General features: G+C 72.1%; 16 protein-coding genes. 9 read left to right on the top strand and 7 right to left on the bottom strand.

Annotation, left to right across the window (positions count from 1 at the left end; translation table 11 throughout):
• The first annotated feature begins 62 nt into the window (after positions 1-62).
• Positions 63-2354: a peptidoglycan recognition family protein gene (locus tag AB0O28_RS35030; protein WP_363646872.1), complete on the top strand. Its 2292-nt coding sequence runs from the start codon at positions 63-65 to the stop codon at positions 2352-2354.
• A 34-nt stretch (positions 2355-2388) separates the two neighbouring features.
• Here AB0O28_RS35030 and AB0O28_RS35025 read toward each other — a convergent pair whose 3' ends face one another.
• Both AB0O28_RS35025 and AB0O28_RS35020 read right to left on the bottom strand, forming a co-directional pair.
• A complete protein-coding gene (locus AB0O28_RS35025; RefSeq protein ID WP_363646871.1) occupies positions 2389-3042 on the bottom strand; it encodes a hypothetical protein in 654 nt (217 codons plus the stop codon).
• Between the two features lie 70 nt (positions 3043-3112).
• Positions 3113-4099, bottom strand: coding sequence for an FAD-dependent monooxygenase (locus AB0O28_RS35020; RefSeq protein WP_363646878.1), 987 nt, complete (start codon positions 4097-4099; stop codon positions 3113-3115).
• A gap of 41 nt (positions 4100-4140) precedes the next feature.
• Between AB0O28_RS35020 and AB0O28_RS35015 the strand changes: the two genes are divergently transcribed.
• Positions 4141-4692 (top strand): TetR family transcriptional regulator, encoded by a 552-nt coding sequence (locus AB0O28_RS35015; protein ID WP_363646870.1) that lies wholly within the window; start codon positions 4141-4143, stop codon positions 4690-4692.
• Between the two features lie 28 nt (positions 4693-4720).
• On the opposite strand, the gene AB0O28_RS35010 is transcribed toward AB0O28_RS35015, so the two are convergent.
• Both AB0O28_RS35010 and AB0O28_RS35005 read right to left on the bottom strand, forming a co-directional pair.
• Positions 4721-5848, bottom strand: a complete 1128-nt coding sequence (locus AB0O28_RS35010) for a hypothetical protein (RefSeq protein ID WP_363646869.1) — start codon at positions 5846-5848, stop codon at positions 4721-4723.
• Complete coding sequence (locus tag AB0O28_RS35005) at positions 5845-6183, bottom strand: PadR family transcriptional regulator (RefSeq protein WP_363646868.1); 339 nt, start codon at positions 6181-6183, stop codon at positions 5845-5847. The genes AB0O28_RS35010 and AB0O28_RS35005 overlap by 4 nt, the downstream gene beginning before the upstream one ends.
• A gap of 126 nt (positions 6184-6309) precedes the next feature.
• On the opposite strand from AB0O28_RS35005, the gene AB0O28_RS35000 reads away from it, so the two are divergent.
• The 5 genes from AB0O28_RS35000 to AB0O28_RS34980 all read left to right on the top strand — a co-directional run bounded on the left by AB0O28_RS35000 (position 6310) and on the right by AB0O28_RS34980 (position 11588).
• Positions 6310-6879: a TetR/AcrR family transcriptional regulator gene (locus AB0O28_RS35000; RefSeq protein ID WP_363646867.1), complete on the top strand. Its 570-nt coding sequence runs from the start codon at positions 6310-6312 to the stop codon at positions 6877-6879.
• Positions 6880-6943: 64 nt separating this feature from the next.
• Complete coding sequence (locus AB0O28_RS34995) at positions 6944-8119, top strand: GDSL-type esterase/lipase family protein (protein ID WP_363646866.1); 1176 nt, start codon at positions 6944-6946, stop codon at positions 8117-8119.
• 185 nt (positions 8120-8304) lie between these two features.
• On the top strand, positions 8305-9654 hold the full coding sequence (locus tag AB0O28_RS34990) for a potassium transporter TrkG (protein WP_363646865.1): 1350 nt from the start codon (positions 8305-8307) through the stop codon (positions 9652-9654).
• Between the two features lies 1 nt (position 9655).
• A complete protein-coding gene (locus AB0O28_RS34985; RefSeq protein ID WP_363646864.1) occupies positions 9656-10309 on the top strand; it encodes a TrkA family potassium uptake protein in 654 nt (217 codons plus the stop codon).
• A gap of 238 nt (positions 10310-10547) precedes the next feature.
• The gene (locus AB0O28_RS34980) at positions 10548-11588 is read left to right on the top strand and encodes a PP2C family protein-serine/threonine phosphatase (RefSeq protein WP_363646863.1); all 1041 of its coding nucleotides are present in this window, start codon (positions 10548-10550) and stop codon (positions 11586-11588) included.
• 80 nt (positions 11589-11668) lie between these two features.
• Here the strand turns inward: AB0O28_RS34980 and AB0O28_RS34975 are convergent, their stop codons facing one another.
• Both AB0O28_RS34975 and AB0O28_RS34970 read right to left on the bottom strand, forming a co-directional pair.
• On the bottom strand, positions 11669-13531 hold the full coding sequence (locus tag AB0O28_RS34975) for a thiamine pyrophosphate-dependent enzyme (protein ID WP_363646862.1): 1863 nt from the start codon (positions 13529-13531) through the stop codon (positions 11669-11671).
• Positions 13521-16682, bottom strand: coding sequence for an FAD-binding and (Fe-S)-binding domain-containing protein (locus AB0O28_RS34970; protein WP_363646861.1), 3162 nt, complete (start codon positions 16680-16682; stop codon positions 13521-13523). The genes AB0O28_RS34975 and AB0O28_RS34970 overlap by 11 nt, the downstream gene beginning before the upstream one ends.
• Positions 16683-16962: 280 nt before the next feature.
• On the opposite strand from AB0O28_RS34970, the gene AB0O28_RS34965 reads away from it, so the two are divergent.
• Positions 16963-17208 carry a hypothetical protein gene (locus AB0O28_RS34965; RefSeq protein WP_363646860.1) on the top strand — a complete coding sequence of 82 codons (246 nt, stop codon included), beginning with the start codon at positions 16963-16965 and terminating at the stop codon, positions 17206-17208.
• 12 nt (positions 17209-17220) lie between these two features.
• The gene (locus AB0O28_RS34960; RefSeq protein WP_363646859.1) at positions 17221-18987 is read left to right on the top strand and encodes a thiamine pyrophosphate-dependent enzyme; all 1767 of its coding nucleotides are present in this window, start codon (positions 17221-17223) and stop codon (positions 18985-18987) included.
• 11 nt (positions 18988-18998) lie between these two features.
• On the opposite strand, the gene AB0O28_RS34955 is transcribed toward AB0O28_RS34960, so the two are convergent.
• On the bottom strand, positions 18999-20567 hold the full coding sequence (locus tag AB0O28_RS34955) for an alkaline phosphatase D family protein (RefSeq protein WP_363646858.1): 1569 nt from the start codon (positions 20565-20567) through the stop codon (positions 18999-19001).
• Positions 20568-20749 lie beyond the last annotated feature (182 nt).

The following is a 20749-nucleotide window of genomic DNA, read 5'->3' as shown; positions in this document are numbered from 1 at the left end:
CGGCGATGTGATGACCCCTGTCCGATCTTCCCCACGCCCCCGCAGGGAAAGGGCCCACCCCCGTGAGACTCGTACCGCGCACCACCACGGTCGCCGTCGCCGGCGCCGCCGCGGCGATGCTGCTGCCGGCCGCCCTGCCCGGGCCGGCCTCGGCCGAGGACGGCGCCGGGCCCCGGGTGTCCTGCGCCGCGACGCTGTCGGCGCCGTCCCGGGAGACCGCCTTCGGCGAGGCGGCGCGGACGACGGGCGTGCCCGAGCCGCTGCTGAAGGCGGTGGCGTACATGCTGTCCCGCTGGGACGACCACAAGGGCCGTCCCAGCTCCGACGGCGGCTACGGCGTGTTCGACCTGAGCGACGACACGCCGGTGACGGGAGACGGCGCCGGCAAGGGCCGGGCCGCCGGCAACGGGGTGAAGAGCCAGTTGGCGGCGGCCGCCGAGCTGACCGGCCTCGCGACCGACGTGCTGCGCCGGGAGCCGAACGCGAACATCTGCGGCGGCGCGGCGCTGCTGGCGTCCTACCACGACGGCGGCGACGACCTGACCTCCTGGCGGGACGCGGTGACGCGGTTCGGCGCGAAGCACGACTTCACCCGGCAGGTCTACCAGACCCTGCGCACGGGCGAGAGCCGGGTCACCGCCGACGGCCAGACCGTGACGCTCGCCGCCGACGAGTCGGTCACGCTCCCGCAGGCCAAGGCCGCCGCCGACCCCGGCGCCGACTGCCCGGCCGATCTCGAATGCGAACCGATCCCGGCGCCGTACGCCAAGCACGACCCGACCGCCCCGGACGGCACCACCGACTACGGCAACCACGACATCGCCGACCGGACCGGGCCGGGCGGGCCGAAGCTCGACTACATCGTCATCCACGACACCGAGGGCTACTACGACCCCTCGGTGCGGCTCGTGCAGGACCCGACGTACCTCGCCTGGAACTACACCATCCGCTCCTCCGACGGCCACGTCGCCCAGCACCTCGACGCCAAGGATGTGGGCTGGCACGCCGGCAACTGGTATGTGAACGCGCACTCCATCGGCGTCGAGCACGAGGGCTTCGCCGGCGGCGCCACCTGGTTCACCGAGTCGATGTACCAGACCTCCGCCGCGCTGGTGAAGCACCTCTCCGGGAAGTACGGCATCCCGCTCGACCGGGCGCACGTCATCGGGCACGACCAGGTGCCGGGGACCGTCCTCGGCGCCACCAAGAGCATGCACTGGGACCCGGGGCCGTACTGGGACTGGGACCACTACTTCGAGCTGCTCGGCGCGCCGATCGGCGGCGGCCGGGCGGCCACGGCCCGGGTCGCGCCCGGCGACGTGGTGGAGGTCCGCACCGGCTACCACGACAACCCGCAGCCCCTGACCGGCTGCGCCGAAGCGTCGCCGCCCTCGCCGGAGTGCGTCGCGGGGGCCGGCACCAACTTCGTCCCGCTTCGTCAGTCGCCGTCCGAAACCGCGCCGCTCGCCGCCGATCCGGCGTGGAAGCCCGGCGGGGAGGCGGGCACGACGTACGTCAGCGACATCAGCGCCCGCGTCGTCTCCGGACACAAGCTCGTCGTCGCGCAGGTGCAGGGCGACTGGCTGGGCGTGTGGTGGGCGGGCTCCCTGGCCTGGCTGCACAATCCCGCCGACCGGCCCGTCGTGGTCCCGGCGTCGGCGAGGACGGTCACCGTGAAGGCGGGAGCGACCGCCCCCGCCGCCGTGTACGGCCGGGCCTACCCCGAGGCGTCCGCCTACAGCGGCACCGGCATCCCCGTGCAGGCGATCTCGCCCCTGGAGTACGCCCTCCCCGGCGGGCAGGCGTACGCCGTGAGCGACGACGACGTCGTCACCGACTACTACCGCGCCACGACGTTCGACGGGTCGGCTCCCGGGGACCGCACCGACCTCAAGGGACAGGACCGCTACTACCAGCTCTGGTACGCCCATCGCCAGGTCTTCGTCCGCGCCGCCGACGTGGACCTGCACGACGCGCGGCCGACGACGGTCACCAACACGGCGCCCCCGGCCGTGCGCGGCGTCCCGAAGGCCGGCCGTACGCTGAGCGCCTCCCCGGGCGCCTGGACGCCGTCGCCCACGCGGATCCGCTATCAGTGGCTGCGCGACGGCGCCGAGGTCGGGGGCGCGACCGGGCGGACCTACCACGTCAGCAGCCGCGACCGCGGCGCCCGCCTGTCCGTACGGGTGACGGCGTCCGCCCGCGGCTACGAGCCGGGCGTCGCGACGTCCGCGGCGACCGCGCCGGTGCGGCCCGCGAGACCCGTGCGGCATGCGAAGCACCCGAAGCCCCCACACCACGGCAAGGCCCGCCGCCACGCCGGGCACCGGCACGTCGTGTGGTCCCGGCGGTAGACGCGCCTGCCGCCCCCGGCCGCGCCGTCGCGCGTCAGGCGCGCCGGGGATAGGCCGAGGCGAGCTTGCCCGCGGCCTTCCTGGCGAGTTCGAGCGTGTCCTTCCAGCGGTTCCTGCCGCCGCCGGCGCCCTGGACGAGGGCCACGACCGACCGGTAGCGGATCACCACGTAGTCGAAGTGGACGAGTTGCGAGCCCTGCCCGGGATACGGCGGGTTCTCGTCGCGGACCTCGAAACCGTACGCCGCGTCGCCGAGGTCGCCGGGAGAACGCTTGGTGATCTTCACCATGTTGCGGGCGTCGCCCGCGCCGTCGCAGGCGGCGGCCACCCGTCTGGCGGCGGAGGTCATCCGCTCGATCTTCGAGGAGCTCCCGGTGTAGACGCGCTCGGCGCCGGAGATCCGCCCGAGGATCCACTGGCTCTTCCCCGCGGTCTCGAACGCGGCGTCGAACTCCCTGGCGGCGGTCACGCAGGCCGCGTCGTTCACGTCGAGGCCCGTCAGGTCGATCCGCCTCAGGGGTATGTCGATCACGCCCCAGCCCTTGCCCAGGTCCTTCTTCGTGAGCAGGACCTTCTTCAGTTGCGTACGACTCAAGGGCCGGTCGGCGGCCGCGGACGCGGGGGTGACGGTGACGAAAGCGGTGGCGAGCGCCAGCGCGGTCGCGGCGATCCGGGGCAGGTGTCTCATGAGACCGTCCTGTCGGTAGGGGGACTACCGATGATCACATGTCCCCGCGGCGGCGGGCGGAATTCGCCGGTCAGCGGCGGTCGAGCCCGGACAGCCGCCAGGCCAGACGCCGCTGGACGGGCCGGAGCCGCCCGGCCAGGCCGAGGGCCAGGTTGCGGACGCGCCGCAGGCCGGCCGAGGCGGTGGCCAGGCCGGTGAGGCGACCGGCCAGGGCCACCACGCCCTCCGCGGCCGGCCGCCTGCTCGCGGCGTAGTCGTCCAGCAGGTCGTCCGGCGCGCCCGCAAGCACGCGCGCCAGGGTCTCGCCCAGGACGACGCCGTCCTCGACGCCGAGGTTCATGCCCTGGCCACCTGCGGGAGAGTGCACGTGAGCGGCGTCTCCGGCGAGCAGGACCCGCCCGGACCGGAATCGCTCGACGATCCGGTGGTGGACGCGGAACCGCGATCCCCAGATCACCTCGTGCACCACCGCGGGGCGCCGCTCCGGGCCGCGGGCGTCGAGCAGGTCCTGGACGAACGCGGCGTCCGGGTGCCGTGGAGCCTCCCCGGCGTCTCCCATGGCGGCCACGATTCTGTGCAGGCCACCGGGCAGGGGCGCGACGACGACCATGCCCGCCGGGGAGAAGTAGAGGACCACCTCGTCGCGATGCACTGCGCCCGACAGCCGGACGTCGGCGAGGGCGAACGACTCGGCGTACGTCCCGCCGGAGAAGGCGATGCCGGCCTGTTCGCGCACGGTACTGTTCAGGCCGTCCGCGCCGACGACGTAGCGGGCCCGGACGCGGCGGCCGTCGGCGAGGGTCACCGCGGCCCCCTCGTCGTCCTGCTCGACGCGGGCGACGACGGCGGGGCGCTCCACGCCTCCACCCTCCTCCCGCAGCCGGGCCAGCAGGAACGCCTCGGTGTCCGCCTGCGAGATCATCAAGGTGTACGGATACCTCGTCGGCAGGCCACCGAACGGCACCGGCACCAGGATCGTGTCCCGGTCCCTGATCGTGAAGCGCGGGGCGCGGAGTCCCCGCTCCACCAGCGCGGGCGTCACGCCGTACGGCGCCAGCAGCTCCAGGCGTCAACACGTGTTGGCCTACAGTCGTTGGCATGAGGAGACGCTCGGAGGACACCAAGGCGCTCATCCTGGCCGCCGCCCGTGAGCGGTTCGCCGCCGACGGCTACGACCGGGCGACCATCCGCGCCATCGCGGCGGACGCCGGCATCGACCCGTCGATGGTGATGCGTTACTTCGGCACCAAGGAGCGGCTGTTCGCGGCCGCCGCGGAGTTCGACCTCGAACTTCCGGACCTGACGTCGGTCCCCGGCGACGACGTCGGCGCGACGCTCGTCGCCCACTTCCTGGACCGATGGGAACGTGACGAGACTTTGGTGATCCTGCTGCGGACCGCGGTCACCAACGAGGCGGTCGCCGAACGGATGCGGTCGATATTCTCCGCCCAGCTGGTGCCGGTGGCGGCGAAGATCTCCGGCGATCACGCCGCCGCCCGGAAGCGCGCGGCACTGGCCGCCAGCCAGATCCTCGGCATGGCACTGTGCCGCTACGTGCTCGCCCTTCCCTCGCTGGGCACGATGACCCGCCAGGAACTCGTCGACTGGCTTGGCCCGGTCGTCCAGCGGTACGTCGCCTCTCCGGCCTGAGGGCGACGGCGCCGGAGCCCGCGAAGTGTCACCGCGCTTGCCCGCCCAGCGCCCCGGCGTCATCCGTCGCCCGCAGCGCACGTATGCCGATGACGAAGAGCGTGATCCCGCTCACCAGGAGCACGGCCAGTTGCAGGGTCGCCACGAAACCGGTCACGCCGGTCGTGTCCGGGGACAACGTGCCCGCCCGGGCGACGACGGCCGGTGCGGCCAGTATCGCTCCCGCCAGTGCCGTAGGCCCGGGCCGCCTCACCGCCCCGCCCACGGCCACGCACCACACCGTCAGCGCCAGCAGCGACAGGCAGGCGAGACCGGGGATGTCGACCCACATCCAGGCCTGCATCAGGACCGGCGCCGGGGCCGTCCCGGCCCTCGTCGTCGCTCCGAGCACACCGACGACCAGGGAGAGCAGGAGGCCCACCGCGACCGGAAGCGCGAGCAGGCGCAGCGCCCGCCGCACGGGCAGGCCGGGCGGCGGCGCGTCGCGGTGGAACCCGAGCGCCAGAGCCAGCACCGTGATCACGGCCGGGAGGACCGAACAGGCCCAGCGCACCGCGCTCTCCCACCCGGAAAGGGGCGGAGGCACCAGCACGTGCGGCACCACCAGGGCCGCCGCGGCCGCCGCCGCGGCCACGCGGGGTCGCCCGCGCACGAGCGCGCCGAGGCCGGCGGCCCACAGCAGCGGCGTCAGGTCGGCCAGCACGAGCCGCACTCGATCGGGCGACCCGGGGTCGCCGATGCCCATGACACCGCCGGGGAGCGCGTCCGCGGGGATTGCGTACGTGAGCACCGCCTGCCCGGCGAAGACGCAACCGATCATCGTCCAGAAGACGAGGCCGAGAAGGGCGGCCCGGCGGACCGCCTCGCCCCACAGGTACGACCGGGGCGGCGACCCCGGACCGCCCAGCCGCAGCCGCAGCGCGAGCGCGGCCACGCTGGCGATCTCCAGGAAGCGCGGGCGCTGGTCGTCGTGCCCGGCCCCACCGGGCTGGGCGCCTTCGAGGAAGGCCGAGACCATCTCCTCCTCGCGCTCGGCGCGGTAGTACGCGGGCAGCAGCCGCAGCCACCACCGGTAACGCTCCTCGAGAACGCTCATGCCACCCCTCGCCTCGCGGCTCGCGCCGTGCCTGTCGACGGGCTCGCTCCGCTCGCTCATGCCAGACCTCCCGCCTGCCGCAGCCGCAGCCGCTCGACGGCGCGGCGCGCGTTGTCGGCCAGCCGCACGGCCTCCTCCTCCAGCGCCCCCGCCCCCTCGTCGGTGAGGCGGTAGTAGCGGCGCAGCCGTCCCTGCCGCACCTCCTCGCGGTCCGCCTCCACGAACCCGTCGGCCGCGAGCCGGTCGAGCACGCCGTACAGGGTGCCGACCTTGAGCTGGACGCGCCCTCCGGATAGCCGCTCGACCTCCTGCGCGATGCCGTAGCCGTGCCGCGGCTCGTCGACCAGTGCGGTGAGAACGAGGAAGGCGGGTTCCGTCATCGCTCGTGCTGTCATGCCTTCAGAATATATCGGAAGACATGATATTCAAGCGCGCCGTACATCACCTCGAGAACCATCGGCGATTTGCCTAAATGCATTAGGCAGATTCATAATAAATTTAGGCAAAGCAGGGAGAGGGTTATGGTGCGGGCGGGGCTGACCACGGAACGCCTGATCAGGGCGGGGGCGGAGCTGGCCGACGAGGTCGGCTTCGACCAGGTGACGATCTCGGCGCTGGCCCGGCGGTTCGGCGTCAAGGTCGCGAGTCTCTACTCACACCTGAAGAGCTCCCAGGACCTGAAGACCGGGATCGCCCTGTTCGCGCTGGAGGAGCTCGCCGACCGAGCCGCCGACGCGCTGGCCGGGCGCGCCGGCAAGGACGCCCTGGCCGCCTTCGCGGACGCCTACCGCGGCTACGCCCGGGAGCATCCAGGCCGCTACGACGCCGCCCGGCTCAGGCTCGACCCCGAGACGGCGGCCGCCAGTGCCGGCGTCAGGCACGCACAGATGACGCGGGCCATCCTGCGCGGCTACGACATCGCGGAGCCGGACCAGACACACGCGGTCCGGATGCTGGGCGGCGTCTTCCACGGCTACGTCAGCCTGGAGATGAGCGGGGGCTTCAGCCACACCCCCGTCGACCCGGAGGAATCCTGGTCCTGGATCGTGGACTCCCTCGACATTCTGCTGCGCAACCGGACCATGCCCTGACCGCCGGGGACCCGCACCGACCCGGCGGAACACCCCCGGGAATCTCGATCAACAGACTGAGGACATGAGCATCGAGCACGACTGGATCACCACCCCCGTCACCCAGGACGTCCTGCGCGGCGTCCTCGACCTGGAACGCACGGCGCACGGCCTGCTGCCGCACCGGCTGCCCGCATGGGCTCGCCGGCAGATCCCCGACGGGCAACTGGCCATGGCCGAGGCCCAGCCGTCCGGCGTACGCCTGGCGTTCCGGACTCGGGCCACCACCATCGAACTGGACACGTTGCCGACCAAGAGGGCCTACCGGGGTCTCCCGGCCCCGGCGGACGGCGTATACGACCTGCTCGTCGACGGCCGCCTCACGGCCCAGGCCACCGTGACCGGCGGCAACGTCCGCGTGATCGACATGGCCACGCAGTCGGCCGAGCTGCGCGAAGGACCTCCCGGCACCGCCCGCTTCGCCGATCTTCCGGCGCGTGACAAGAACGTCGAGATCTGGCTTCCTCATACGGAGATCACCGAGCTGATCGCGCTGCGCACCGACGCCCCGATCGAGCCGGCGCCGGACAGCGGACTCAGGGTGTGGCTGCACCACGGCAGTTCCATCAGCCACGGCTCGAACGCCGCCCACCCGACCGCCATCTGGCCGGCCCTGGCCGCCGCCCTGGGCGGAGTGGAGCTGATCAATCTGGGGTTCGGCGGCAGCGCGCTACTCGACCCGTTCACCGCCCGCGCGATGCGGGACACCCCCGCCGACCTGATCAGCGTCAAGATCGGCATCAACATCGTCAACGGCGACGTGATGCGCCTGCGCGCCTTCACCCCCGCGGTCCACGGCTTCCTCGACACCATCCGCGAGGGGCATTCCGCCACGCCGCTGCTGGTCGTGTCCTCCATCCTGTGCCCGGTCCAGGAGGACACCCCCGGCCCGCTCGCGCCCGACTTCGATGGCGGGGCCGTGCGATTCAAGGCCACGGGGGATCCCGCCGAGCGCGCCGCCGGGCGTCTCACGCTCAACGTCATCCGCGACGAACTCGCCCGGATCGTCCGGCAGCGGGCGGTCGACGACCCGAACCTGCACTACCTCGACGGCCGCGACCTCTACGGCGAGGCGGACTACGCGGAGCTGCCGCTGCCCGACGAGGTGCACCCCGACCCCGCGGGACACCGCCGAATCGGCGAGAACTTCGCCCGCCTCGTCTTCGGCGCCGGCGGCCCGTTCGCCGTCACGACCGGCTGACCGGACTCCCGCCCTGATGTGCCCGGCGGGAAATGTGCTGTTACGGTAGGCCGCGGTGTGCCGGGAAGTCGGGTCGGCGAGGTGATCGCGTTGCCCGCACGGAGGTTCTCGGTGGTACTGCAAACGGCCCGGCAGGGCGGCGGACACGGCCGCGAGGACAGCCGCGCAGGCGCGGAGCGACCGACATGAAATTGTTCTGGGCCGCCCTGGGGCGATTCCACCATCCGGCGCAGGTCATCACGACGGTATTCGGGGCGGCGGTCCTCCTGGGGACCGCCCTGCTGTCCAGTCCGCTCGCCACCACTTCTGGGGAGCCCGCGGACTGGATCACCGCCTTGTTCACCGCGACCTCGGCGGTGTGCGTGAACGGGCTGACCGTCGTCGACACGGCCATGCACTGGTCGGCGTTCGGCGAGGTGGTCATCGCCGCCCTGATCCAGGTGGGCGGTCTCGGCATCATGACCCTCGCGACCGTCTTCACCCTGCTCGTCTCCCGCAGGCTGGGCCTGCGCGCCCGGCTGTCGGCGCAGGCCGAGGCCAAGGTGCTCAACGCCGGCGACCTGCGGCGCGTGGTGGGCAAGGTCGTCGTATTCAACCTGCTCTGCGAGGCCGTTGTGGGGACCGTCCTCACACTCAGGTTCGTGCTCGGGTACGGCGAGCCCGTCGGGCGCGGCCTGTACCTGGGCCTGTTCCACGCGGTCTCGTCGTTCAACAACGCCGGTTTCGCGCTGTGGCCCGACAGCCTGGTCAGATTCGCCGTCGATCCGTGGATCTGCCTGACCGTCGCGACGGCGGTGATCGTCGGCGGGCTCGGTTACCCGGTGGTGTTCGAGCTGCGCCGGTCCTGGCGCCGCCCCAAACGCTGGTCGCTGCTCACCCGCATCACGCTCGCGGTCACCACCGTCCTGCTGGCCGGCGGCACGCTGGTCTTCCTCGTCACGGAGTGGACCAACCCCCGCACGCTCGGCCCCATGGACGGCAACGGCAAGCTGCTGGCCTCCTTCTTCACCGCCGTCATGCCGCGCAGCGCCGGGTTCAACACCATCGACATCACGCAGATGCACCCCTCCAGCTGGCTGGCCACCGAGCTGCTGATGTTCGTCGGCGGCGGCAGCGCGGGCACCGCGGGCGGCATCAAGGTCACCACCCTGGGCCTGCTCGCGTTCATCGTCTGGGCGGAGCTGCGCGGCGAGAGCCGGGTGAACATCGGCCACCGCCGCCTCACCGAGGCCGCACAGCGACAGGCGGTCTCGCTCACCGTGCTGAGCGTGAGCCTGGTCGCGCTCTTCACCTACGTCCTGCTGGTGCTGACCCCGCACTCCCTGGACCGGGTGCTGTTCGAGGTCGTCTCCGCCTTCAGCACGACCGGACTGTCCGTCAGCGTCGCCCCCGAAGCCTCTCCCGCCGCGCAGGTGCTGCTCACCCTGCTGATGTTCGTCGGCCGGATCGGCCCGCTCACCCTCGGCTCCGCACTGGCGCTCAAGGAGCGCATCCGCCGCTATGAATTACCGGAAGAGGACGTCATCGTTGGCTGACATGAGGAACGACCCCGTCGCGGTGATCGGTCTCGGCCGCTTCGGCACCGCGCTCGCCCTCGAGCTCGTGCGGCGCGGCACCGAGGTGCTGGCCATCGACCACCGCCCCAAGGTGGTGCAGAGCCTCTCGGGCCAGATCACCCACATCGCCACGGCCGACGCCACCGATCCCGAGGCGTTGCGCCAGCTCGGCCTGCCGGACTTCTACCGCGCGGTGTGTGCCATCGGCAGCGACCTGGAGGCGAGCATCCTCACCTCGTCGCTGCTGGTGGAAATGGAAATCGACGACATCTGGGCCAAGGCCGTCAGCCAGCAGCACGGCCGCATCCTCAGCCGGATCGGCGTCCAGCACGTGGTCTTCCCCGAATACGACATGGGCGAGCGCGTGGCTCACCTGGTGAGCGGGCGGATGCTCGACTACATGGAGGTCGACGAGAACTTCGCGCTGGTCAAGACCCTCCCGCCCAAGGAGTACGTCGGAGTTCCCCTCGGCGAGTCCAGCCTGCGCCGCAAGTACGGGGTGACGGTGGTCGCGGTCAAGCGGCCGGGCGAGGAGTTCACCTACGCCACCGCCGAGACCGAGCTCAGCTATGGCGACGTCATCCTCGTGTCGGGCCGTACGGACCGGGTCGAACGCTTCGCGGAACTGCCGTGACAGCACCGTGACGGTGCGGAGCGAAGGCCGGATGTCCGGCTTTACCGGCCAGCACGCCACGAAATGGAGTAACCTCACTACTCATAGTGATCAGGGGGCGTGCCACGACCCGACCGACCGGCCCGAATTGGTGGATCAGTCGCGGATGATCGGGAGTGCCCCGGTCACAAAACGGGAAGGAGTAAAGCCATCAGAAAAGGAATCATGTGCTGACGTGGGGGCCGGCAATGGAGTCGCGATGAGTTCCCAGAGCCTCCTGCGCGCGTTGCCGTTCATCGCGATACTCCTCGTCATCATCGTCGACCTCATCACGGGGCCGGGTGTGGGCTTCCTGCCGCTCCTCACCCTGGGCCCGGCCTTCGCCTCGGTTGCGGGCGGCGTGCGCCGCACGGCCCTGGTAGGGGTGCTGGCCCTGGTCATCTGTCTCCCCCTGGCCCAGTACGACGGTCTTCTCGGCAGGCGCCAGAACAACCTCACCATCGCGGCGATCGTCGGCGTCACCGCCGCGAGCATGCTGGCCAGCAGGCTGCGAAACCGGCGCGAGCGCGAGCTGGCCAACCTCCGCCTGGTCGCCGAGGCCGCCCAGCGCGTGCTGCTGCGCCCGGTCCCCCGCCGCGCGGGCGACCTTCGGGTGGCGCTCTCCTACACCTCCGCCGCCGCCGAGGCCCAGATCGGCGGGGACCTCTACGAGGTGGTCACCGCCCCCGAGGGCGTACGCATCCTGATCGGCGACGTGCAGGGCAAGGGCCTGGAGGCGGTGGAGACGGCGGCGTGGGTGCTCGGCGCCTTCCGCGAGGCGGCCTACGACCAGTCCGAACTCCCCGGGGTGGTCGAGCGCGTGGAGACCAGCCTGGCCCGGCACCTGAGCGGCGAGAAGTTCGTCACCGCCATATTCGCCGAGGTCCACGACGGGGAGATCTCCCTGCTCAACTGCGGCCACCCCGCCCCTTTGGTGCTGCGGCGCGACGGCGGCGTCCACTTCGCCGAGCCGCAGGAGGAGGCCCTTCCCCTCGGGCTCGGCATGCTCGGCGCGCCTCGCCCGAAGCCTCACCGGGTGCCGTTCGGGGACGGCGACCAGATCCTCTTCTACACCGACGGCGTGGTGGAGGCCCGGGACCGGGACGGCCGCTTCTATCCGCTCAAGGAGCGGGCGCACATGCTGCGGGGCGACGATCCCCAGGCGGCCCTCGACGAACTGCGCGGCGACCTGCTGCGCCACGTCGGCGGACCGATCCCCGACGACGCCGCCATGCTCCTGCTGCGCCGTCACCCCGGATAAGCCGGCACCCCGGATAACCTGCCATCCCGTACGACCCCGGCACCCCGGATGAGCCCGGCACCCCGGGCCGAGCCGCGACCTCACTCGGGGTGCTCACCTCTGGCGCGGTCGCGGAGCCTGCCCACCAGCGTGGCGGCGGCCTGGCCGACCCTGCGGGGCACGGCGTGCGCCGGGCTGGCCGCGAAGCTCGACTCGTCCAGTATGTCCTTGACCATCTGCAGGGCGATGCGGTTGCGGTTCGGTGTGCCCTGCACCAGGGCCTCGGTCAGCTTCTGCACCTGGTGGCTCTTCACCTTGGCCGGCAGCGGAGGCTCGTGCTGGTCGACCAGGCACTCGACGATGACCGGGCCGTCCCAGGACAGCGCTTCGTACATCTGGTCGGCGCAACTCCTCGGGTCCGTGATGCACATGCCCCGGGCGCCGCACGCCTCGGCGAATTTCACGAAGTCGATCGGGGCGAGGTTGACGCCATACTCCGGGTTGCCGAGGAACACCATCTGCTCCCACTTGATCAGGCCGAGGGAGTTGTTCTTCGCCACCACGATCTTGATGGGCAGGTCGTGCTGCACGGCGGTGAGGAAGTCGCCGAGCTGCATCGTCAGCGACCCGTCCCCGGTGAAGGCGACCACCTGCCGTCCCGGGTAGGCGACCTGCGCGCCGATGGCGTACGGCAGGCCGGCCGCCATCGAGCAGTTCGTGCCGGAGAAGCTGAACATCTGCCCCCGGCGGATCTTGATCTGCCGGGCCGCCCAGCTCGTGACCGTGCCCGAGTCGCCGCACACGATGGCGTCCGGCCTGAGCGCGCCGTTCAGCGCCCAGGCGGGCACCTGCGGCTTCATCGGCGTGTCGGTGCGAGTGCCGCGCTCCTCCATGAGCCGCCACCACTGGCGCATGCCCTGCTGGGCCCTGGCCAGGAACGACCTGTCCTCGTTGCGGGTCAGCAGCGGCAGGAGCTCGGCCAGGGTGGCCCGCGCGTCGCCGGCCAGCGGCACGTCCACCGGGTAGCGCAGGCCGAGCCGTTCTGGCCTGTCGTCGATCTGCACGCAGGCGGCCTGCCCCGGCGCGGGATAGAACTCGATGTACGGCATGGTGGACCCGACGATCAGCAGCGCGTCGCACTCCTCCATCGCGTCCTCGCTCGGACGGCTGCCGACCAGGCCGATGGGCCCGGTGGTGTACGGGCTGTCGTCGGGCACGCAGTCCTTGCCCAGCTGGGCCTTGACGATCGGCGCGCCGAGCTTCTCCGCGACCGCCTCGAGTTCGTCCACCGCGCCGCGGGCACCCGCTCCGGCGAGGATGACCGGCCTGCTCCGCCCCGACAGCACCCGCGCGGCCGCGTCGAGGTCCTGGCGGCGCGGCACCCGGATCGGCGGACGGTACGCGGTGGAGGTGTGGCCCTCGACGTTGCGCCGGAAGCGGCTGCCCGAGCTCGCCGGGGCCGCCTGGTAGTCGATCGGGAACGTGAGGTGGGCCGGGCCGCGCTGGGTCAGCGCCGTGCGCACGGCGTAGTCGGTGACGTTGACGACGTGCGCGGGCCCCATGATGCGCTGGTTGTACAACGCGACGTCGTCGAACATGTAGTCGGTGTTGACGTCCTGCAGATAGCTCGTGCCGACGAGGTCGTGATAGGTCATGCCGCTGATCGCCAGGAGCGGCGCCTGGTCGGTGCGCGCGTCGAGCAGCCCGTTGAGCAGGTGGGCCGCGCCGGGACCCGAGGTCGCGAAGCACACGCCGAGCCGCCCGGTGAACTTGGCGTAGCCGACCGCCGCCATCGCGGCCACCTCCTCGTGGCGGCAGTGGATGTAGCGCAGGTCCGCCCTGCGGTTGTGCAGGGCGTCCATGAGGCCGTTGATGCCGTCGCCCGGCAGCCCGAAGACGACGTCCACTCCCCACTGGATCAGCCGGTCGACGAGGACGTCCGCGGCGGTGAGCTCATCGCCCATGATGGGTCTCCCTCGATGGAACGCGTACGCGCCGCCTGGCGGCGAGTGCCACCGCGACGGCGACGGCGGCGCCCGCGCCGCCGGCGACAAGCGCGCGCAGGCCCCGATGTCCGCCGCCTCCGTCTCCGGCGGCATGATCGGCGGCGCTGCCGACGGCGCCGTCGACGGTGTGGCCGGCGGGCCCCAGCTCGCCCTCGCGGATCGCGAGCGCGAGCACCTGGGCCAGGTGCAGGGGCCTGCGGCCGGTGCCCGAGGTGATCTGGCCGCGGCAGCTGAACCCGTCGGCGACGATCAGCGTGCCGGGATCGGCGGCGCGCACCTTCGGAAGCAGCACCCGCTCCCCCGCCGCCATCGACACCGCGTAGTGCTCGCCGGCCTCGTAGCCGAAGCCGCCGGCCATGCCGCAGCATCCGGAGTCCGGGATCTCCATGTCCAGTCCCATGTCGCGCAGCAGTGCGCGCTCGGCGTCGAAGCCCATCACCGCGTGGTGGTGACAGTGCACCTGGACGAGCGCCCGCCGCCGCAGCCGGGGCAGCGGCCAGCCCGGCGCGTGCCGGGTGAGGAACTCCGACAGCAGGTAGCTGTTCGCGTGCAGCCGCCGCGCGTCGAGGTCGTCGGGCAGCAGGTTGGTCAGCTCGTCGCGGAAGACGGCCAGACAGCTCGGCTCCAGGCCGACCACCGGGATCCCGGCCTCGACGAGCGGGCCGACCGCGTCGAGCACCCGGCGCAGGTAGCGCCGCGCGAGCGTGAGCATCCCGTAGTCGTACAGCGGGCGGCCGCAGCACAGCGGGCCCTCGGGCACGATGACGTGGAATCCGGCGGCCTCCAGCACGTCCACGGCCGCGACCCCCACCTCCGGCTGGAAGTGCTCGGTGAAGGTGTCCGGCCACAGCAGGACCGGCGGCCCGCCCGGGTTGCGCGGCACGTGACCGGCCATCGTCCGGCGGAACGTGCGGCGCGCGAAACGCGGCGCGTCACGCTCGGGCGCGATCCCGGCGGCCAGCTTCGCCAGCCGGCCGAGCACCGGCGCGTGGGTGACGGCGTTGGCCAGGCGCGGAACCCGCGAGGCCAGCCGGGCCCACACGTCGACGAGCCCCAGCGCGTACGCCTGCCGGGGCCGCGGCCGGCCGGCGTAGTAGTGGTGGAGGAACTCCGCCTTGTAGGTGGCCATGTCCACCTGCACCGGGCAGTCGCTCCTGCATCCCTTGCAGGCCAGACAGAGGTCGAGGGCCTCGCGTACGGCCTCGCTGCGCCAGCGGCCCTCGACCGGGCCCGCGCTCTCGGCCATCTCCTGCAGCAGCCGCGCCCGGCCCCGGGTCGAGTGCTTCTCCTCCCGGGTCACCATGAAGCTCGGGCACATCACCCCGCCGGACAGGTGACGGCACTTGCCGACGCCGAAACAGCGGCCGGCCGCCTCGGTGAAGCTGCCGCCGTCGAGCGGGTAGCCGAAGACGTGCTCCAGGTCGCGCGGCCGGTACGCCGGCCCCTCACGCAGGTGCGCGTCCAGCGGGTAGGGGTCGATGAGTTTGTGCGGGTTCATCCGGCCGTCGGGGTCCCAGACGCGCTTGAACTCCTCGAACGCCCGCATCAGCTCGGGTGGGAACATGCGCGGCCACAACTCGGCCCGTCCGTGCCCGTCCCCGTGCTCCCCCGACAGCGACCCGCCGTACGCGACGACGAGGTCGGCGGCCTCCTCCATGAAACGCCGGAAGGCCCGGACGCCGCCGAGGCTGCGCAGGTCGAAGTCGATGCGGCTGTGCACGCATCCCTGGCCCCAGTGACCGTAGAAGACGGCGTCGTAGCCGTGCCGGTCGAGCAGGCGCAGGAAGTCGCGCAGGTAGGGCCCGAGGACGTCCGGGTGGACGGCGGCGTCCTCCCAGTTGGGCCAGCCGCCGTGGCCGCCCAGGCCGACGGGCATGCGGGCGGTACCGGCGGAGTGGCGCCGTATCTCCCACACCGCGGTCTCGTCGGCCGGGTCGTCGTAGAACCTGCAGCTCGGGCCGTGCGGGCGCGACCGTACGGCGCGGACCAGCCGCGCGGCCCGCGCGTCGGCCTCGCGCTGGGTCTCGCCGCCGAACTCCATCAGCAGCCAGGCCCTGCCTGGCGGCAGCAGGTCCTCGCCGCCGAGGCGGAAACCCTTGGCCTGCAGATTGGTCACGACGTGGCGGCTGGTGAACTCCAGCCCGATGGCCCCGAACCGCAACAGCCAGGGCACGTCGTCGCCGGAGGAGGGGATGTCGGGGTAGCCGAGCACGACGAGCGCGCGGAAGGGGGGCAGCCGCACCAGCCGGCAGGTCGCGTCGAGGGTCAGCGCCAGCGTGCCCTCCGAACCCACCAGCGCCCGCGCGACGTGGAACCCGTTCTCCGGCAGCAGCGCGTCGAGGTTGTAGCCGGACACCCGGCGGGGGATGTCGGGCAGGCCCCGGCGGATCGCGTCGCCGTAGGTGTCGCGGATGTGACGCAGCCCGGCGTAGATCGCGCCACGCCGCCCGCCGGCCGCGATGACGCACTCCAGCTCGTCCTCGCCGGTCGCGCCGACCCGCATGCGGGTGCCGTCGTAGGTGACGATCTCCAGCTCCTCGACGTTGTCGACGGTCTTGCCCGCCGTCACCGAGTGGACGCCGCAGGAGTTGTTGCCGACCATGCCGCCGATCGTCGCGTGGTCGTGGGTCGCGGGGTCCGGGCCGAAGGTCAGGCCATAGCGCGCCGCGGCGTCCCTGAGCTCGTCGCAGATGACGCCGGGCTGCACCCGCGCGGTGCGGCGCAGGGGGGTGAGCTCGGCGATCCGGTCCATGTGGCGGGTGAAGTCGAACACCACGGCGCCGTTGACGGTCTGCCCGGTCAGCGAGGTGCCGCAGCCGCGGGCGAGCACGGGGGCGCCGAAGCGGCGGCACACCTCCAGTGCGGCCTCGACGTCGGCGGCGTCCCTAGGCGTCACCACGCCGATCGGCACCTGCCGGTAGACCGACGCGTCGTAGGCGTACATGGCCCGGTCGCCGCCGCCGAACCCGACTTCGCCCGCGACGGCCTCGCCGAGCCGGTCGCGCAGCTCCACGGCGTACGCGGGCAGCGGCGGGTTCCTGGCCTCCCCCGCCCCCGGCCACGCCCGGGACGGCGCCGACGGCTCCGGTCTCGGGAAGACACGGGTCATGTCCGCCTCCTCGCGGATCGCTGGCCGGGCGGACGCGTGCGCCACGGCCCGGCGGCAGCGTGTGCGGCGGCCTCCCGCGCGACCATTCCCGCCGAGCGCGGGCAGGACCGCGGTGACGGGTAAAGGCGCGGCGGGGATTTCCCCAATGCGGGTGCTGCGGGTCTGCTCCACACAAAGCCGCTGTGACCTGGGCTTTCGTTTACGCGTATGGCGGGCGGGAAGGGCCCACCGGGCGAGCCGTCCGGATGCCGTGGGTCGTTCGGACGCCGTGGGTCGTTCCATGCCGGAGTCGATGATGAACGTGCAGAGCAACGCGGTGAAGAACGCGGGCGACACCCTGGCGTCGGCGATCGGCAGCGTCGCGGGCGCCGTGGCCGACCCGAAGGGCGCCCTCAAGCAGGCCAAGTCGGTCATGTCGTCGCCGAAGCCGCTCGCCGTCGCCGCCGCCCTGGTCGCCGCGTACGCCCTCGGCTGGCGGTGCGGTCATAGATCCGCGCCCGGGGGACGCGGAGTGCGGGGCCGTTGAGAGGAGGCGCAGATGACCGAGATCGTGGGTGAGAGTCTGGCCCGGCGGCTGGTGGAGTGGGGGGTCGACACGATCTTCGGGCTCCCGGGTGACGGGATCAACGGCCTGATGGAGGGCTTCCGCCGGCACCGGGAGAAGCTGCGGTTCATCCTGGTGCACCACGAGGAGGCGGCCGCGTTCATGGCGACCGGCTACGCGAAGGCGACCGGCCGCCTCGGGGTGTGCGCCGCGACCTCGGGGCCGGGCGCCATCCATTTGCTGAACGGCCTGTACGACGCCAAGCTCGATCACGTGCCCGTGCTGGCCCTGACCGGCATGCAGGAGACCTCGGTGCTGGGGACCCACTACCAGCAGGAGGTGCACCTCGACCGCCTCTACCAGGACCTCGCCGCCTACAACCTGATGATCACCAATCCGCAGCAGATGCCCGGCGTGGTGGACCTGGCGGTGCGCAACGCGCTGACCAAGCGGACGGTGTCGCACCTGACCTTCCCCAACGACATCCAGGTGGCGCCCGCGAGCGAGGACCCCTACCGGCACATCGGTCCCGGTACCCCGCCCGCGAGCCTGACGACCTGCTCCCTCCCGCCGCTGCGGCCGGTCGAGGAGGACTTGACCAGGGCGGCCGAGGTGCTGCGGCAGGGCCGGAAGATCGCCATGCTCGTCGGCGTCGGCGCGCGGCACGCCCGCGAGGAGGTGCTGGCCGTGGCGGACACGCTGGCCAGCCCGATCGTCAAGACCCTCCCCGGGAAGTTCGTCGTGCCCGACGACCACCCGCTCACCACCGGCGGGCTCGGCCTGCTCGGCACCGCGCCGAGCGAGGAGCTCATGGAGGAGTGCGACACGCTGATCATGATCGGCACGTCCTTCCCGTACGGGAAGTACCTGCCGCCCGACGGCCAGGCCCGGGTGGTACAGATCGACACCGATCCGACCCTGCTCGGCATCCGCCGGCCCACCCAGGCCCCGGTCGCCGCCGACGCCAAACTGGCGTTGCAGGCGCTGCTGCCGATGCTCGAACCGGCGAAGGACCGGTCGTTCCTGGAGAAGTACCAGCACAGGATGGACAGCTGGCGGGAGGACATGAAGGCGCTGCAGGACCCCTCGCGCGAGCCCGTCGCGCCGCAGTACCTCATGGGCTGCGTCGACGAGGCGGCCTCCGACGACGCCGTCCTCACCTGCGACTCCGGGACCATCGCGACGTGGGCCGCGCGGCACTGGACGATCCGCGGCGGGCGGGAGTTCTACCTGTCGGGCAACCTCGCCACGATGGCCCCGGGCCTGCCGTACGCCATCGGGATGCAGCACGCCTTTCCCGGCCGTCAGGTGATCGCCTTCGTGGGCGACGGGGGATTCGCCATGCTCATGGCCGACTTCCTCACCGCCGTGCGGCACGACCTGCCCGTCAAGGTCGTGATCAACAACAACAACAGCTACGGGCAGATCCTGTGGGAGCAGATCATCCTCGGCTACCCCGAGTACGCCGTGCGGCACCGGCAGCCCGAGGCCGACTTCTCCGCCTGGGCCCGCGCCTGCGGCGCGTACGGCGCGAAGATCAAGGACCCGAAGGACCTGCCGGGCGCCGTCCGCGAGGCCCTGGCGCACGACGGGCCCGCCCTGGTGGACTGCGACGTCAACCCGAACGAGCCGCCCATGCCCGGCAAGGTCAAGTACGAGCAGGCCAAGCACTTCACCGAGGCGTTCCTGCGCGGCCAGCCGCACAAGGTGGGCACCCTCGCCACGGTGGCCCGCGACAAGTTCAACGAACTGCTGTCGTGAGGGCCGTGCCCTTATCCCCGGCTCTGCTTCGGTCCGCGCTCGGGGCGGAGTGTCGTGCTCCACAGCACCGCGGAACGGGCGTCGCGCAGCCGTACCGTCAGGTCGCCGCTCGGGCCGTCGATCTCGATCTCGCCGAAGTGCTGGAAGCCCTCCATCGGGGACGCGTTCGCCTGCGGCGGCGCGTGCACGAACTCGGCGCGGGGCCCGAACGTGCCGTCGAGCACGTTGGGCCCGAACGCTCCGGCGTTGAGCGGACCGGATACGAACTCCCAGAACGGGTCGAAGTCCGTGAAAGCCGCGCGCGCGGGGTCATAGTGGTGCGCGGCGGTGTAGTGCACGTCGGCGGTGACGAACACGATCCCGCTTACGCCGCGCCGCTGAGCCGTGCGCAGCACCTCGGCGAACTCCAGCTCGCGCCCGAGCGGTGCGCCCGCGTCGCCCTGGGCCACTCCCTCCTGCGCCGTGGCCCCGTCGGGGACCACGAGGCCGAGCGGCAGGTCGGCCGCGATGACCTTCCAGGTCGCGCGGCTCCCGCTCAGGCCGTCGATCAGCCAGCGCCGCTGCCGGTCGCCGAGCAGGCCACGGCGCGGGTCGGCGTAGCGGTTGTCGTCGTTGGGGTCCTTGTGGGTCCGCATGTCCAGGACGAAGACGTCCAGGTGGCGGCCATAGGACAGCGTGCGGTAGACCCGGTCGTCGCCGATCGGCACCCACTCGTGGAAGGCCTGCCGGGCGCGGGCGGCGAGCACGTCGACGTTCTTCTCGGTGTAGCGGGCGTCGTCGAGGATCTGGCCGGGGTACCAGTTGTTGCGGACCTCGTGGTCGTCCCACTGGTTGATCTGCGCCACCTCGGCGGCGAGCGCACGATAGTTGGCGTCCAGCAGGTTGTACGCGAACTGCCCGCGATACTCGGCGAGCGTCTCCGCGACCTTGGACTTCTCCGGGGTCGTGACGTTGCGCCAGACCCGGCCGTCCGGCAGCGTCACGGTCTCGGCGAGCGGGCCGTCGGAGTAGACGGTGTCGCCGCTGCACAGGAAGAAGTCCGGGCCCAGGCGGCGCATCTCCTCGAAGATGGTCATGCCGCCGATGTCCGGGTTGATCCCCCAGCCCTGGCCGACGATGTCCCCGGACCAGACGAATCGCACATCGGCGCGCTGGTTCTCCCTCGGCGCGGTGACCAGCGATCCGCTCACGGGCTTGCCGGCCGCGCCGCGCTCGTTCTCGACTCGCACGCGGTAGTGGATCCGCCGGCCCGCGGGCAGTCCACCCAGGCGCACCCGTCCGGTCAGATCGGTGTCCGGAGTGAGCCAGGGTCCCCGGATGGTCTCGGCGTTGCGCAGGTCCGGACGGATGCCGTACTCGACGACGAGCCGCCCCGGCCGATCCGCCCGGCCCCAGACAACCGCCGAGTCCATCGTCGCGTCGCCGCTCTGCACGCCGTGGCCGAGCTCGGGCCGGCCGGAGACGACGTACGCGGGCGCCGTGGCGCGCGCCGGCACGGCCCCCAGCACGGGCGGCACGGCGAGGCCGCCACCGAGCACGATGCCCGCGCGAAGGAGCGTTCTTCTCTCAAGGGAGGTCATGCCGCTTATCTGTAACGCGTTCGGACAGCCACCCGACGAACGGCACATTACGGATGGCAAAAATGCTCACCCCAGCGGGCCCGAGGGTCGTGGAACGAACCATGTGCGAGCTCTGCCGATTCAGCCTCTGAGTGAGGAAGCACACACGTCCCGACCGTACGAACATTTCGAAATTTTTGGAA

The sequence above is a fragment of the Microbispora sp. NPDC088329 genome (assembly GCF_040685655.1).
Lineage (GTDB): Bacteria > Actinomycetota > Actinomycetes > Streptosporangiales > Streptosporangiaceae > Microbispora.
The sequence above is the reverse complement of the archived record's forward strand: the minus strand, read 5'-3'. Positions and strand labels throughout refer to the sequence as shown.

Excerpts from the sequence above, each read along its gene's own strand:
- AB0O28_RS35025 (WP_363646871.1), bottom strand. The coding sequence starts at position 3,042 with ATGAGACACCTGCCCCGGATCGCCGCGACCGCGCTGGCGCTCGCCACC.
- AB0O28_RS35015 (WP_363646870.1), top strand. The coding sequence starts at position 4,141 with ATGAGGAGACGCTCGGAGGACACCAAGGCGCTCATCCTGGCCGCCGCC.
- AB0O28_RS35010 (WP_363646869.1), bottom strand. The coding sequence starts at position 5,848 with ATGAGCGAGCGGAGCGAGCCCGTCGACAGGCACGGCGCGAGCCGCGAG.
- AB0O28_RS35005 (WP_363646868.1), bottom strand. The coding sequence starts at position 6,183 with ATGACAGCACGAGCGATGACGGAACCCGCCTTCCTCGTTCTCACCGCA.
- AB0O28_RS35000 (WP_363646867.1), top strand. The coding sequence starts at position 6,310 with ATGGTGCGGGCGGGGCTGACCACGGAACGCCTGATCAGGGCGGGGGCG.
- AB0O28_RS34995 (WP_363646866.1), top strand. The coding sequence starts at position 6,944 with ATGAGCATCGAGCACGACTGGATCACCACCCCCGTCACCCAGGACGTC.
- AB0O28_RS34990 (WP_363646865.1), top strand. The coding sequence starts at position 8,305 with ATGAAATTGTTCTGGGCCGCCCTGGGGCGATTCCACCATCCGGCGCAG.
- AB0O28_RS34985 (WP_363646864.1), top strand. The coding sequence starts at position 9,656 with ATGAGGAACGACCCCGTCGCGGTGATCGGTCTCGGCCGCTTCGGCACC.
- AB0O28_RS34980 (WP_363646863.1), top strand. The coding sequence starts at position 10,548 with ATGAGTTCCCAGAGCCTCCTGCGCGCGTTGCCGTTCATCGCGATACTC.
- AB0O28_RS34975 (WP_363646862.1), bottom strand. The coding sequence starts at position 13,531 with ATGGGCGATGAGCTCACCGCCGCGGACGTCCTCGTCGACCGGCTGATC.
- AB0O28_RS34970 (WP_363646861.1), bottom strand. The coding sequence starts at position 16,682 with ATGACCCGTGTCTTCCCGAGACCGGAGCCGTCGGCGCCGTCCCGGGCG.
- AB0O28_RS34965 (WP_363646860.1), top strand. The coding sequence starts at position 16,963 with ATGCCGGAGTCGATGATGAACGTGCAGAGCAACGCGGTGAAGAACGCG.
- AB0O28_RS34960 (WP_363646859.1), top strand. The coding sequence starts at position 17,221 with ATGACCGAGATCGTGGGTGAGAGTCTGGCCCGGCGGCTGGTGGAGTGG.
- AB0O28_RS34955 (WP_363646858.1), bottom strand. The coding sequence starts at position 20,567 with ATGACCTCCCTTGAGAGAAGAACGCTCCTTCGCGCGGGCATCGTGCTC.